The organism is Roseimaritima sediminicola, assembly GCF_009618275.1.
Classification (GTDB): Bacteria; Planctomycetota; Planctomycetia; order Pirellulales; family Pirellulaceae; genus Roseimaritima; species Roseimaritima sediminicola.
In genome coordinates this window covers 20,843-35,360 of record NZ_WIAD01000033.1, presented here as the reverse complement: position 1 = coordinate 35,360, position 14,518 = coordinate 20,843, and the positions used below count along the sequence as shown (strand labels likewise).

Sequence of the window (14,518 nt, the reverse complement as noted above, 5' to 3'; positions counted from 1 at the left end):
GGCGTCGATATGCGGAACGACGAGACCGTGTTGCTAGAGTGCCTCTAAAAACTACGCTGGATCGTTTGCGCTCCAACTCTGCATCCCCCTCACCCCCAACCCCTCTCCCCCGAAGCCTGACTCGCTTGGGCTCGCCAGGCTTCGGGGGAGAGGGGGGTAAACGATTTTATTCCTACCAGGAGATTTGAGATCATTCTTCTCCCTCCTCGAATTTCTCGATCTGCTCGTGCAGGTGCCACATGTCGGGGTCGTCCAGCAGGCAGTGACGCTCGATGATCAACGCTTCGCGTCGGTTGCCGCGTTGGTACAGCACTTCGGCCAACGTGTCGCGGTAGGACACGCTGTCGGGCCGGAGGAAGCAGGCACGGCGAGCCAGTTCGAGCGCCTCGTCCAAGCGGCGCCCGGACATCGCCGCGGTCCAAGCCAGGTTGTTGGCGTCTTCGGCATCCTGCGGAAACCGGGCGAGGTGCGCGCGGCCGACCGCGAAAATCTGCGTCAGTCCCTCGTCGGCTTGCTGGTCCAGGCCCGCTTCGCGCAGCTCCGTAAACAGGTCTTCGGCCATATTGATGTTCATCGGGTACAGCCGCAGCGAGCGCCGGACATACTCGCCGACCGCTGCGGCGTCGCCTCTTGCGGCCGCCGCCCGGGCTCGCAGTCCGAGGTGCTGAGCAGGCAAGATCAGATAGCCGCGAGCGTAGTACGCCATGGTTTCCAGTGTGCCGGCGAGCGCCAGATCCTGCCAGCGGGCCGCTTCGGCCGGCGAATCCGCTTCCAGCAACGAACCGTAGCCGATGGCGACGCGGCCAAAGTCGATTTCCTCGTCGGCGCCGAAGGCGCTAAAGCGTAACAGTCGCTCCAACGTATCGCGTGCCAGTTCGTCTTCGCCGATGTCGTCCAGGTAGTCGCAGAATTCTTTCTTCACCGGCGCCGGGCAACCGCACAGCATCCGCCCGAGCAGTCGCCGCTGTCGCTCGCTTTCGGCTTGGTCGCCGGTTCGTTCCAGAGCGATGATTTCGCCGATCATGGCTTTCAACGCGACCAGCAGATCGCCATCGCTGGCGTTGCTCTCTTGCGACTCGCCCCGTCCGCTGCTGTGGCGCAGCCAGACCCGGCGATAGATCTCGTAGGCGTCGGCCGCACTGCCGCTGGACAATTCCAAGCGGGCCAGCTGCAGGTCGGCGGCGGAGTCGCCTGCGGCGGAGCGTTGTTGGTAGATTTGTCGGGCGAGTTCGGTTTGCCCGAGGCGCAGGAAGAAATCGCCGAGTTCGGCGCTGGCGTAACCGCGACCGGTGACGACCAGCCGTCCGTTGAAGCGACGGACCGTGGGTTTACCGCTCTGCAGTTGATCGAACAGTCGCCGGAAGCGGCCGTCACGGTCGGTATCCCACGGGATCTCGCCGCGTTGCAATTCAGCGATCCACTGCAGACGCTCCGCCACGGAAATCTCGGGATGCAGTTGCAGCAGAGCTTCCCAGACCGATGCCAAGGCGCGGGCCTGCGGTTCATCGCGGCCGGTCATCCAACGCAGCAGTTCGTACAGCAGCATCGGCTTGAGATGCTCATTGTCCGGCGGAACGGCCAGGGCGAACGCTTCTTCGCTCTGTCCCATCTGCCACAACGTCACAACGGCTTGGTCGCGAGTGCGGGTGTCCCCGTCACCGCCGCTGAACCCGGCCACCTCTTCGAGCAGAGCTTTGGCGCGGAGGTCTTCGCCGACGCGCAGCAACAACTTGGCCGCCATCAAGGCTCGATCCATCGCGGGCAACCGACGCTGGCGGCTGATAGCGCTGCCGTCCTCGCCCTTGGGCTCGCCAGCGGTGACCTGTTTCTGGACCTCGGCGGCGAGACTGCGCAGATCTTGTTCGAAAGACTCTCGCCGAATTCCCAGCACCTCGAAAGCTTCGTCGAAGCGGCCCAGATAGCCGAGGACTTCGGCGGCGTCGGCCGGGTCGTGGCTGCGGAGCAGACGCAGGGCGGGTTCGACGTAGCCGTGGATCAAGAGGCTGCGCCAGCGAAGTTCCAGCGCGGGCCGGTCGGCAGCGGAAACCGCTTCGGTGGGAGCGGGTTCTGCCAGATGCTCTGCGGCTTGATCGGCCAGGCTGTCCTGGCCGGCGCGGGCCGCGGCAACCAGCACGTCCGACCAACTGCGGTAGGCCAGCAGCGATCCCGGCGGAGCCGCCTCGGCCTGACGCCGGGGCTCGCCAATCAATGCTTCCCAATCGCCCAGCAGCAGGAGGCAGGCGCGAACCATGTCTTCCTGGTCGGCTTGGCGAGCCGCTTCCAGGGCCGCCGGCACGTCACCCCGGGTGGCGCGGATCAGAACCGTCGTCCGCGCCCGCTGCGTTTCGCTCCAACGCCGCGCCGATTCGGGCAGCTCGCCGCGCTCCGCGAGATCGAAACCCAGTCGCGTCAACAATTCGGCTCGCGCGACGGCCAACGCCGGCGATTCGGTGGCCACGTCCAGCAGATCGCAAAACGCATCGAACTGATTGGTCTGCTCGGCGGTGCGGACAAAGAACGCGAACCGTCGCTGCAGTAGATCGCTGATGTCGTCTCGCAGGGAAGGACCTTCGGCGGTCGCTGCCGCTTGTTCGGCCGCCACGATCACGGCGTGAAACTGACCCGCTTCCAGCAGCCTCTGCAGTCGCTCGATGCCTTCGCTGTCGGCCAACCGCTTGAGCACCTCCGGCGGTATGTCCGGCAGTACGCCTTGTTGCCATTGTTGGAGGATCCAGCGGGCCCGCGAGGCGACTTCCGGGTCGGAATGGCGAGCCGCGCGCTGGACCGCTTCGCGCATCGTCTCTCGTTCGCTCCACAGCCGACGCATCGCACTTTGACGCCGGGCGTAATCGCCCTCGCCCAGCTCGTCCGCTCCGACCCTGGCCAGCGACCGTGGATCGTCGCCGGCGGCGACCGATTGAGCCCGCAGCAGCGGGGCGGTCGTCATGGCGATCATCAAACCCACAGCGGCCGTGATCGCATGCGGAAGCCCCCGAGGATGCGAACGACGGTGAATCGTGGATGTCGGAAGGCGAGCAGGAAGAGGCATAGTGTGTTTAAACGCCGAAAAGATGGTGGGCTTGCCGGAGAGACACGTCCCACGAACGTGCCGACAAAGACTAAAATCTATCGCTTCAGTGTAATGGAGTCGCCCCAGTGCGTCGTGTTTTCACCCTTTGGTAGGATCCAGAAATGAACAAGCTCGGTTGGATTGCTTCCCTGGCATTGGTTGCCGTTGCCGCGGTGGATGCCGCGGCGGCCGAACGTTGGCCGCAGTGGCGTGGCAGTGAACAAAATGGCTATGCCGCAGGTGGTCCGTTTCCGGTTCAGTGGTCGGCCGATGCCGGGTTCGAGTGGCGTATCGATCCACCCGGACGGGGAGGCAGTACGCCCGTCCACGCCGAGGGCAAAATCTATATCACCGCCGGCGTCGACGGCGTCAACCATCTGCTGGCCTACGACGCGGCCAACGGGAAACCGCTGTGGGACCGCCAGCTGGGCGAGGAACGCGTCAGCAAGCACGGCAAGAACCATCGCAAGGGCAGCGGCAGCAACCCGTCGGTGGTGATCGATCAGGGCCAGTTGTACGCCTACTACCGCAGCGGCGATCTGGCGTCGGTGAGTCCCGATGGCGAAGTTCGCTGGCACGTCAACCTGCAGGATCGCTATGGCGAAGACACCCTGTGGTGGAACCTCGGTACCTCGCCCATCCCGACCGACAAGGCGATCGTGGTGGCGGTGATGCAGAGCGACAACAGTTACCTGGCCGCCCTGGATAAGAACAGTGGCGACGAGGTTTGGAAGGTGGCCCGAAACCTGGGGGCACCGGTCGAAGCCGAACACAGTTACACGACCCCGCTGCTGTTGGAGGTCGATGGCCGGCAGACAATCGCCGTCTTGGGGGCGGATCACCTGACCCTGCACAGCGTCGACGACGGGCAGACCCTGGGCAAGCTGGGCGGATTCAATCCCGCCGGCGAACAATTCTTCCGTTCGATCGCGTCACCGGTTGCCACCGACGGCATCATCCTCTGCCCCTATGCTCGTGGTGAAACCCTGACCGCGGTGCGAGCGTCGGACCTGTTGGCTGGCAAGGGTCAGGACGCGATCGCTTGGTTCCGCGACGATCTGGGGGCCGACGTGCCCACGCCGGCCGCGCACGAGGGCAAGTTCTTCGTGCTGCGAGACAAAAGTGCTCTGGTGTGTGTGGATGCCAAAACGGGCAAGGACCTGTGGCAGACCGAACTGCCCCGCTCGCGACATTCCTTTACCGCCTCGCCGCTTGTGACCGACCGCTACGTCTACGCCACCCAGGAAGACGGCACCACGTTCGTCATCGATCGGCAGAGCCACGAGGTGGTGCAGACCAACGAAGCGGCCGACCAGGACCCCTTTACCGTCTCCAGCCTGGTCCCGATCGAACAGGACCTGCTGCTGCGAACCCCCAAGCAGATGCTGCGGATCAGCGGACGCTAATAATCCTGCCGCGTAAAGATGATTCCGCCGATCAGGAGCATGACGGCGGTAAAGCCCAGGCAGGTGAAGACCGGACGTTTGACGTTCAGTTGTCGACGGACTTGTTCGGCGAACATGCCCTGACCAAATTCCTGCGTGTCCTCGCCGCTGAGGGCCGCGCGAACCGTTTCGGCGCGCAGCTCGCCCGTTTGCGGGATCACGTACCGCAGCGGCTGGACGAGGTACTCGTTGATCATTCGCCAGCTCGACAGACGCGGCTCCAGCTCCAGCTCGGGCGGGCCGGCGAGGTCGCCGAGCAGTCGCACGCTGTCGTGGTCGTACACCGCCAATAGCCGCCCCTGATGGTCGTAGCGAAGCAGCTCCAGCGATTCACCGGACAGGCTGTCGGGCAAGTCCGCCAACCGCGGTGTGGGACCGGTCTTTAACAACGCCCCACTGCGATCGCTGAAACGGACGGCCAGCGTGTCGCTGTGGGGGTCGCCCGAGAGCGACACGATCGTGCGGTCGCCCGGCGGCTGCAGCTCGCCGATCGCTTCCAGTGTATCAGCGTCAAACAGTTGAATGGGTTCGTCTTTGCGCACGACGGCCACCGTGGTGGCGCTGGCGCCCAGGACCGCTTCTCGCGACACATCGCCCTGGACTTCCGCGCTGGCGACCAGGTCCCACTGCAACGAGTCGGCCTGACGATCGATCCGCTTCAGCGTGCCGGCCGAGTAGAGGATCACGTCATCGGAGGCCAACAGGGCCACCTGAAACGGTTCCTGTAAAAACACTTCGCCGGGCAGGACGCTTTGAAAGTCTTTGGTGCCGGAGTTCAGCAGACGGGTCAGGCTGCCGAACAGACCGCCGCCGCTGACCTCGGCCGCGGGACCTTCGCGCAGCCGTTCTGCCGTGGCGACCGCCACGCCGCCCGAACCGAACGCCAACACGGCCCCGTCGGAGGTCGACAAGATCCGAGAGGCTCCGCCGGGCAGCTTGCCGCCGCGTCGCACGGCGAATTGCTCGTCCGCATCGACCAACGCCAACACGCCTTCGCCGCTGACACCGAAGGGCCGGAGCGATTTGCGTGTTGCGGCAAACTGTTGGTTCCCGATGGGGACCGGACCCAGGATGACCTCGCCGGGATAGTCCTCCAAGGCGACCGTTTGCCAGCGGCGGTTTGTCTGGTCCCAGTACTGCAGCTCGCCCCCGCGGGTGTTGCCAAACACGACCCGCTGGCCAGCCGCGACCTGCTCGCCTGACTCCCTTTCGCTTGTGTCAATCTCGTCGAGGGACCCGGTCGAAACGCCCGTCAGCGTAACGCCCGTCAGCGTAACACCCGTCAGCCGGGCCGGCTCACTGACCCATTCATCCATGTACGAACTGGCGATCCCGATCGCTCCGCAGGCCACCCAGAATCCCATCGCCACCAACGCGGCTACGATGGGTGATTTCCACTGCAGCGCGGCCAGGCAGGAAACGCTGTAGTAGACCATGAACAGCAGCAGGTACACCGGGATGCAGTAGAACAATCTGCCCAGCCAGAGGTCGAAACGCCAACCCAGGATCAGCCACACGCCGACCAACAGCGGCCCGACACACATCAGCATGAAGGCACAGCCACCGAGGAATTTGGCCAGGTACAACAGCGGACGCGAAACCGGCTTGCTGAGCAGCAGGTGCAGTGAACCGGGCTGCAGCATCTCCGGCAGAATCGGCGCGGTGACCAGGATGCCTAGCACGATGCCGATGATGCCCAGCAAACCGTTCAGGATCGGCGGCAGCACCAGCGAGGTCAGGGTTTGCCGGAACAGGTACTGCGACAAAGGCCATTCGGCCGGCGTGGAAAACGTCGCATAGGTCAGCGAGAGGGTTTTTTCGGGACGTGGACGGATCGCGCCGCGGAGACCCGCTTCCAGTCGCAGGCGGGCCCGCCGCAGCCGCTGATCCTCGCTCAGCTGCGACGCCGACAGGTCGTCCAACTGGCGCAGTTCCCGCAGCCGAGTCGTGGACTGCCAGGCCTCGGCGTCGTACCAGGCGTCGTCGTTTTGCAGCAGTTCGCTGAAAGCATCGGCAAACGCCTGCTCGTCCAGCCGCGTTTCGCTCTGCGGCTGGTCGCTGCGGCGGATCTGTTGTTGGATCGTTTCAGGTAGGGCCGCCGCGATCCGCGCCGAGGGCCTGTCGCTGGGGTTTTTGAGATCGGTCCGCAGCCGCTGGGCAAGCCGCTGGGCATCGACGATGTCCCGTGGCGACACGCGAGTCACCACGTTCTCGCGGTAGCCCACTGGGGCGAGCGCAATCAGAAACAATATCACGGCCGCCAAAGCGATCCACAGCACCCGCGAGGCGGAAGCCGCGCGGAAAGAATCGACGATCACCGCCAGGTACGGTCCCATCAGCGAACCTCCGCGCCAGTGGCTTCGCCGGGGAGGGCTTCGCCGGGGTGGGCTTCGTCAACCAAAGCGAAGAACGCGTCTTCCAGCGTTTGCACCGGAGGCTGCAGGCGGCGGATGGAGAGCCCCGCGTGGCGAAGGGCATCGACGCAGGCATCGATCTGAGCGGCATCGCTGCACTGGATCTGCAGGAAACAGGTCGGCGTCGGGTGAGTGGTCGAGGCCGGGTCGATGGACAGGGTTGCGGTCGAGGCTAGCGTATCGGGCAGGGCCGCACGGACCCGCTCCACATCGCCCAAGACGACCAATTCGAACCGCTCCGGTCCGCTGTGCGCGGTCAGCTCTTCGATCGAGCCCACACCGCGGAGCGTGCCGCGAGCCATCACCGCCACGCGGTCGCACACCGCTTCGACTTCCTGCATGATGTGGCTGTTCAGAAAGATCGTCTTGCCTTCGCCACGCAACTGCAGCAGCAATTGCCGGATCTCCGAGCGGCCCACCGGATCCAGGCCATCGGTGGGTTCGTCCAGGATCAACAGGTCCGGGTCATGCATCAGAGCCTGAGCGAGTCCCAGCCGCTGGTACATGCCTTTGCTGAACCGCCGCACCGATTCGCGATCGCGGCCGGCCAGCCCGACTTTTCCCAGCAGCTCTTCGCTGCGCCGATGGATCTCCGCGCCCGACATCCGGCTCAGCCGTCCATACAGGTGCAGGGCCGAACGGGCGGTGTGGTGTTTTTCCACGCGAAGGTTCTCCGGCAGGTATCCTACGCGATTTCGCGACCGCCAAGTGCCCACCGGTTGGCCAAAGACGCGGGCCCGGCCACCACTCTTGCGCACGATCCCCAGCAGGGTCTTGATCAAGGTGGTTTTGCCGGCACCGTTGGGGCCCAGCAACCCGAAAACTTCACCGGCGTGCACTTCCAGCGAAACGCCGCGAAGGGCCGATAGGGGACGGCCGAGCAAGCCCGAACGATAAGTTTTTCGCAGGTCTTCGACCGTGACGATCGGGGGGCTGACAGCCGGTGATGTTGCAAGCATGGTCGAGGTGTCTACGGCATCCACTTCTGCAGCAACAGCACCGTCAACCATCCGATCGATACCAACAGCATCGCCACAAGCAACCAACGGTGGCCGGGGTGTCGCCAGGACGGCCGCAGCGGTTGCCGGCGATACACCGTTTCAAACCGGTCGCGTTGGTCGGCGTCCAGGAACACGCCGTCCTCGGCCAACTCGTAAAGGTCGTACTGCACGCTGTACTCGATCACGCCGTACACGTGCATTTCCTGCTGGGATTCGTCGACCGCCAAGGCGTCGAAGTACCACAGCTGGCGACCAAAGCTGGTTTCGGTTTCCGGTTGGAAGTCGACGCAGCGAAATTGTTCGACCATCGAACGCTGCGGGCAATACATCGCCCGCGCGAGGGCCCGCGTCGCATCGGCGCGCACCTGTTGCATGGTTCGTTTGTCAAAACGTCGTGTCCCGGTTTCGGACCGCATCGCTCACACTTCCTTCGGCAGGATGGCAACGGAGTTCCTTCATTCTATCTTGCGGGTCGCGGCCACGTCATGGGCATTTCCCGATAAAAACATCGCTTCACCGGGCCAGTCTGCGGGGGGGGTGTGTCGTCTCGGGGCGGCCTCCCGCCGGCCCCGGAAGATCGCTATGCTTGACCTGCGTAAAGCTTTGCTGAATCAGTGTTAAAGGTCGCTGCCCTGCCCCATGTTTGAACGCCGCAGTCTCAAGGTGCCCATCACGCTGGGCGTCGCCATGATCGTCCTGGTCGTGGTCCTGACCGTTGCCTGGATCCTGGTCAACATCATCGCGGCCAGCAAAGAAAGCATTCCCTCGGGGGTGTACTGGACGCTGTTGCCGGTCGGCAGCGTGTTGTTGATCTGCATCCTCGGGGGCGTGATCGCCTACCTGACGCTTTCGGTCAAAGCGGTCAACCTCAGTCGACGGCAGTCCAACTTTCTCGACAGTGTCACCCACGAACTGAAAAGCCCGATCGCCTCGTTGAAGCTGTACCTGCAGACGTTGACGATGCGCGAGGTGGATGCCGAGCAACGCGCCGACTTTCATCGTTCGATGCTGGAAGACGTCGAGCGCTTGGACCAATTGATCAATCATCTACTGGACGCCGGCCGCGTACAGCGAGGCGGATTGGCCGCCGAAGAGGCAAAGCTGCAGCTGGACGAATTGCTCAAACAGTGCGCCGAAGTTGTTTGTGCGCGGTACCGCGTGCCGGTGGAAACGGTGCAGGTGGCCGTGCCGCAGACGACGGTGTGGAGCCAACCGATTCAGCTGGAGATCCTGTTTCGCAACCTGATCGACAACGCCGTCAAGTACGGCGGCTCGCCGCCACAGGTCACCGTGACCGCGCCGCCCGGCGATCCGGATCAAGTGTCGGTGCAAGTGATCGACAACGGACCCGGCATTCCAGTGGATCAACAACGAAAAGTGTTTGGACGTTTCGTTCGCTTGGGCAGCGAACTGGAACGCTCGCGACCGGGCACCGGTCTGGGCCTGTACCTGGTGCATAACATCGTTCGTGCGCTGGGCGGTTCGGTGCGGGTTCATGATCGGCCGGACGCCGAGGGCACCGTGTTCGAAGTGACGCTGAAGGGGGTGATTTCGCGAGATCCGGAACTCAAGCGGCCCGATAACCAGCGACCTGTCAGCCAACAGTCTGGCAACCAGCACCCGGGGCGGGAAAACCGCGAGCAATCTACTTCGACTGGCAGAGGAGTCTGAGTATGCGGCAACACATCCTGGTTGTCGAAGACGAAAAACATCTTGGCATCGGCATCAAGTACAACCTGGAAGCGGAAGGGTTTCGCGTGACCCTGGTCGAGGACGGCCCCACGGCCCTGCGGTTGGTGGGCAAAGGCAGCGACGCGGTTGATCTGATTATCCTGGACTTGATGTTGCCGGGGATGAGCGGCTATGCGGTGTGCGAACAGATCCGCGCCGCCGGGTCGGGTATGCCGATCCTGATGCTCTCGGCCCGGACCCTGGCCGAAGATCGCTCGCGAGGCTTCGACGTGGGAGCGAATCAATACTTGTCCAAACCTTTCGAACTGGTGGAATTGATCAGCCGGATCAAGAATCTGCTGGGCAATGCTCGGACCACCGAGGTGCCAGCGGCCGCGTCGCCGAACCAGGTGGTCAAGCGGACCGAGTTCGGCGAGATGGTAGTGGATTTCGAGACGCACGAGGTGCGCAAAGCCGGCGAGCCGTTTCGGATGACGCCCAAGGAACTGCGGCTGTTGAACTATTTCGTCGAAAACCCCAACCGCGTGATCAGCCGGCAGGAGTTGCTGCGCGAAGTCTGGGAGATGACGGGCAATCTGCAAACCCGCGCCGTCGATCAGTTCATCGCCCGGCTGCGCAAAGCGATCGAGCCCAACCCGGCCGCTCCGGTGCATCTGTTAACCATCCGCGATGCCGGTTACCGCTTCGTCCCCGCGCCCGACACTTCGGCGACCTAAACTCCGGCGACGTAAGGGCTGTCCGGTTCGCAAGCCCGCCCGCTCACAGACGCACGTGCCGGTGGACGATCCTGAGCCGTTAGGGCGATAGCCGCGGTTTTTTTGGCGGTTTTTTTCGTCGCTGGTATTCACGCACGCCGACCCGCCGAGCGCCCGCGGCTATGATAGAATGCTGCCCCAACCGAGCTCGTCTTCTTTGTCCCACCCGCCATCCCGCCATCCCGCCATCCCGCCAGACTGACCTCCCTTCGTACTGGCCCTGCCATCGCGGCTCCCGGCGACCCCTCCTCACCCATCGGAAAGCCAGCCATGACCCATCACCCCTCGCGCCGCGACTTTGTGAAGACCTGCGGTACTGCAGCGGCCGCCGCCAGCCTGCTCGGGACCTCGTCGGCGTTCTCCGCCAAACGCGCCGCCGGGCGACAGAAACGCTGGTTCAAAGGCAATCTGCACATGCACAACCAGTGGTCCGATGGCAAACCGCTTGCGCCCTGGGCCATCGATTGGTACAAGACGCACGGCTACGACTTTATCTGCCCCACCGACCACAACATCTTCCAGTCCGACGAACTGCGTTTCCACGGTTTTGGGTTCAACAACCAGCCCTCGGATCTGGCAGCTTTCAAGGACGAAACGTCTCTTTGGAAAGTCATCTCGCCGATCGAGGGCTGGCCCAAGCTGACCGAGCGATACGTCGATGAATCGCGGGAGAAGTATGGCGAGGACGCGGTTCGCACGATCACCGTCGGTGGCCAGACCTATGTTCGCATGGCGACGTTTGCAGAACTGGAATCGCAGTTCGTCGAGCCGGGGAAGTTCCTGATGATTCCGGGCTATGAACAAACCGGCGGTTGTCCCAACGGACAACAAGTTCACATGAACTTCATCAACGTCCGCGAAGTCTTTTCCTACATCCAAGCCGAGACTCCGGCGGAGATTTTCGATCAGAACTTTACCAAGGGCAAAGAGGTCTACCGCGGACAGGACTATCTGTTCATCGCGGACCATCCGTTGTGGCGGTACTATGATTTTTCGCCCCGCGATCTGATCGCCTTGCCGCGGATTCGGCTGTTCGAGTTAAACAACAACAGCATCGATGGCCGTTACGATGCCCATCCCGAGGGCTGGAAGCCCGAAGAGTTTTGGGACGTGGTCAATGCCCATCGTGCGGCCCACGACCAACCGTTGTTGCTTGGCATCGGCTCGGACGACCGGCACGATTACACCAAACCCGCCAAAGCGTGGAGCGTTGTCCGGGCAGAAAGTCTCGCGGTGCCGGACCTGTTGGCCGCCATTCGTGAAGGCGATTTCTACGCCTCCAACGGACTGGATTTCGAAGACATCCAGTTCGCTGGAAAGACGCTTTCGGTCAAGATCGATGTCCGCGAGGAAGGTCGTTACCGGATCGAGTTCATCGGAACGAGAAAAGACTACGACCCCTCAAGCCAACAGATCGACGTGCCGAAAGGCTCGCGAAATCCAGCCCGGAAGATCGACGTTTTCTCCGACTCGATCGGCGTCGTGCTCGAGACGGTTGAGGGCACCGAAGGCGCCTATACTTTAAAGCCCGAAGACCTGTACGTGCGAGCAAAGATCGTCAAGGTCGGTGACGACTCCCAGACAGACTGGCAATCCCATCCCGCGGCCTGGACCCAGCCGCACCGGTAGGCGTCTGCTCGCCCCGATCCGAACGCTGCGAAGCGCTCCATGGTGATCTATACTAGGCTCGCACCGAGAGCCCCAACGGAACGGACGTGTGTCCGTTTTAGAAGTACCACTGTTTTTTCTCTGAGACTCGAAAAGGTCAGACTCAATGCCGACACGTACCCGCTCCCCGAAGTCGCGACGTCATGCATTTACGTTGGTGGAATTGTTGGTCGTCATCGCGATCATTGGAGTCCTCGTCGGATTGTTGTTGCCAGCGGTTCAGGCGGCCCGTGAGGCAGCTCGCCGGATGCAGTGCGGCAACAACCTGAAACAGTTGGGCTTGGCAATGCACAACTATCACGACACCTATCAGAAGTTTCCTACCGGCGCGATGGCGGTCAGCTATTATAAAATGGGATGGCCGGCTCGCTTGTTCGACTACATCGAGCAGGGTAATCGCCTGGATATGATGAACACGTTCGCCCCGGACGCGTTGGTGACGATCGCTCCGTATCGCCAGTTGGGGGCACCTCACAACGGCGGACACGATATATTCGTGGACCCAATCCCCAGCTACCTGTGTCCGTCCTCGCCCGACGGGGACCAAGCGAACGCTGCCGGCCAGATCGGGATCAAGCAGGCGGCGCTGCATTACCGAGCCAATGCGGGTTCGGTCAACGTAGGCATGGTTTCCGGTTCGGCGGCCTTCCGCAATTACAGCACCTCGGGCGTCGTCTATCCGCTCAGCGATACGCGGTTTGCCTCGATCACCGACGGCACCAGCACGACGTTGTTGTTCGGGGAAACGTCGGCCAAGTTGGACTGGACCGATTCCCAGATGAACGGCTGGGGTGGAATTCGTCCCTGGACCTGGGGGTATTACTACTACGGTGCTGGTAACGGTTTCCTACAGATCGACAACAAATACGTTCAGTTCCCGATCAACTACTCGGGATCCTTCACCCATAATGCGACGCCTTATCGCAGTGCTCACCCGGGCGGAGCTCAGTTCACCTTTGCCGATGGCAGTACGCACTTCCTGACGGAAACGATGAATCTGAACGTCCTGCACGCCCTGGCCACAGCCGGTGAAGGCGAAGTTGTTGAATTGCCGTAATGTCCGACCTAGCTTCCTTCATTTGTACCGACCCAATGACTGTCTTGAATTATTTTTCCGTACGTGCTGCTACGGCACATTGCTTTACCGCCTCGGTTTCCGCGGCCCTGATGTTGGCGTCGGTAGGCTGCGGGCCTCCTGCCAATGAATTTCCCACGGCTCCGGCGAAAGGGATCGTGACCTACGATGGGGCTCCGGTCCCGATGGGTACGGTCATGTTGACGCCGGAGGGCAACGGTCCGCCTGCGACGGGCAACATCGCCGAAGACGGCACTTTCGTCCTGAAGACCTACGGCGAGGACGACGGTGCGGTCCTGGGCGATCACGGGGTTACGATCACCGCCTTGGACATCGGCGACGGATCACCGGAAGATATCAACTCAGCCCCCAAAGAGTTGGTTCCGCCCAAGTATGGCAACGCCAACACGTCGGGCCTGTCGGCAACGATCGTCGAAGGTGAAAATATGCTGGAATTTCATCTGGAATAAACGCGTTGCCACTTGCTCAGTTGAGGCCGCCGAAGCGGCGGTCGCGGGTAGCGAAGTCGCGGAGGGCTTGCAGAAAGCCTTCCTGCGTGAACTCGGGCCAACAGGCCTCGGTCACCCACAGCTCGGCGTAGCTGATCTGCCACAGCAGGTAGTTGCTGATCCGCATGTCGCCGCCGGTGCGAATCAAAAGATCCGGTTCGGGCAGCCCGCGAGTATCCAAGGCCTCGGCGAAGCGGGCTTCGTCGATGTCCTCGGGGGCAAGCTGGCCCCGGGCGATTTCGCCGCCCAGCTCGCGGACCGCGCGGACGATCTCGTCGCGGCCGCCGTAGTCGATCGCCAGGACCAATTGCGTGCCCGGATTCTCGCGGCTCATCGCCAGCGTCTTGTTCATCTCCGCCAGCACACTCGCGGGCAGGCGGTCGCGGCGACCGATCACTTTCAAGCGAATCCCCTGCTCCATGATCAAGCGTCGCTCTTCGATCATGTACTGCTCGAGCAGGTGCATCAGAAAGTCCAGCTCTTCGGGAGGACGTTTCCAGTTCTCGCTGGACAGGCAGTACAGCGTGACCGCATCGATGCCCAGTTGGGTGCAGGTTTCGCTGACCATCCGCACCGTCCGCACGCCGTGGCGATGGCCTTCGATCCGGGGTCGGCCCTGACGCTGGGCCCAACGACCGTTGCCGTCCATGATCATTGCAATGTGCCGCGGCAGGGCTGCCGACGGCAGGTCCCAGGTCAGCGGTTGCGGTGCGGAGGCCGGTCGCTCGGGCATCGTTTGCTCTTCCAGTAGCATCGGCTTCCGGCCTGTGAGGAAACCCCAGGGCTGGCGGCCGATGCCACGATCGATGTTTGGGAGGGAGACACGGGCTGGAAGCCTGTGCCACAGAGTAGCTCGGCTGTCCCAGCCGAAAGTCTGTTTTGCTACGGC

11 protein-coding genes are annotated in these 14,518 nt (G+C 62.8%); 6 read left to right on the top strand and 5 right to left on the bottom strand.

Annotated features, from left to right (window positions below; genetic code table 11):
- Positions 1-190: 190 nt before the first annotated feature.
- The gene (locus GE027_RS15490) at positions 191-2,947 is read right to left on the bottom strand and encodes a tetratricopeptide repeat protein (RefSeq protein WP_153558120.1); all 2,757 of its coding nucleotides are present in this window, start codon (positions 2,945-2,947) and stop codon (positions 191-193) included.
- 245 nt (positions 2,948-3,192) lie between these two features.
- Here GE027_RS15490 and GE027_RS15485 point away from each other — a divergent pair, with 245 nt between their 5' ends.
- Entirely contained in the window at positions 3,193-4,476 is a 1,284-nt protein-coding gene (locus GE027_RS15485) for an outer membrane protein assembly factor BamB family protein (protein WP_153558119.1), read from the top strand.
- Here the strand turns inward: GE027_RS15485 and GE027_RS15480 are convergent.
- Genes GE027_RS15480 through GE027_RS15470 form a run of 3 tightly spaced genes read right to left on the bottom strand, consistent with a single transcriptional unit; the run spans position 4,473 to position 8,346 of the window.
- Positions 4,473-6,851, bottom strand: a complete 2,379-nt coding sequence (locus GE027_RS15480; protein WP_153558118.1) for an ABC transporter permease — start codon at positions 6,849-6,851, stop codon at positions 4,473-4,475. The genes GE027_RS15485 and GE027_RS15480 overlap by 4 nt on opposite strands.
- Positions 6,851-7,888, bottom strand: coding sequence for an ABC transporter ATP-binding protein (locus GE027_RS15475; protein ID WP_153558117.1), 1,038 nt, complete (start codon positions 7,886-7,888; stop codon positions 6,851-6,853). The genes GE027_RS15480 and GE027_RS15475 overlap by 1 nt, the downstream gene beginning before the upstream one ends.
- An 11-nt stretch (positions 7,889-7,899) precedes the next feature.
- Positions 7,900-8,346 (bottom strand): hypothetical protein, encoded by a 447-nt coding sequence (locus GE027_RS15470; protein ID WP_153558116.1) that lies wholly within the window; start codon positions 8,344-8,346, stop codon positions 7,900-7,902.
- Between the two features lie 223 nt (positions 8,347-8,569).
- Here GE027_RS15470 and GE027_RS15465 point away from each other — a divergent pair, with 223 nt between their 5' ends.
- From GE027_RS15465 to GE027_RS15445, 5 genes are all read left to right on the top strand, one after another.
- Positions 8,570-9,601, top strand: coding sequence for a sensor histidine kinase (locus GE027_RS15465; protein ID WP_153558115.1), 1,032 nt, complete (start codon positions 8,570-8,572; stop codon positions 9,599-9,601).
- 2 nt (positions 9,602-9,603) lie between these two features.
- Positions 9,604-10,338 (top strand): response regulator transcription factor, encoded by a 735-nt coding sequence (locus tag GE027_RS15460; protein ID WP_153558114.1) that lies wholly within the window; start codon positions 9,604-9,606, stop codon positions 10,336-10,338.
- Positions 10,339-10,647: 309 nt separating this feature from the next.
- Positions 10,648-12,006, top strand: a complete 1,359-nt coding sequence (locus GE027_RS15455) for a twin-arginine translocation signal domain-containing protein (protein WP_153558113.1) — start codon at positions 10,648-10,650, stop codon at positions 12,004-12,006.
- Positions 12,007-12,151: 145 nt separating this feature from the next.
- Positions 12,152-13,102 (top strand): DUF1559 family PulG-like putative transporter, encoded by a 951-nt coding sequence (locus GE027_RS15450; RefSeq protein WP_153558112.1) that lies wholly within the window; start codon positions 12,152-12,154, stop codon positions 13,100-13,102.
- Between the two features lie 44 nt (positions 13,103-13,146).
- Positions 13,147-13,590 carry a hypothetical protein gene (locus GE027_RS15445; RefSeq protein WP_153558111.1) on the top strand — a complete coding sequence of 148 codons (444 nt, stop codon included), beginning with the start codon at positions 13,147-13,149 and terminating at the stop codon, positions 13,588-13,590.
- Between the two features lie 16 nt (positions 13,591-13,606).
- On the opposite strand, the gene uppS is transcribed toward GE027_RS15445, so the two are convergent.
- Positions 13,607-14,362, bottom strand: a complete 756-nt coding sequence (gene uppS / locus GE027_RS15440; RefSeq protein ID WP_153558136.1) for a polyprenyl diphosphate synthase — start codon at positions 14,360-14,362, stop codon at positions 13,607-13,609.
- Positions 14,363-14,518: the final 156 nt, after the last annotated feature.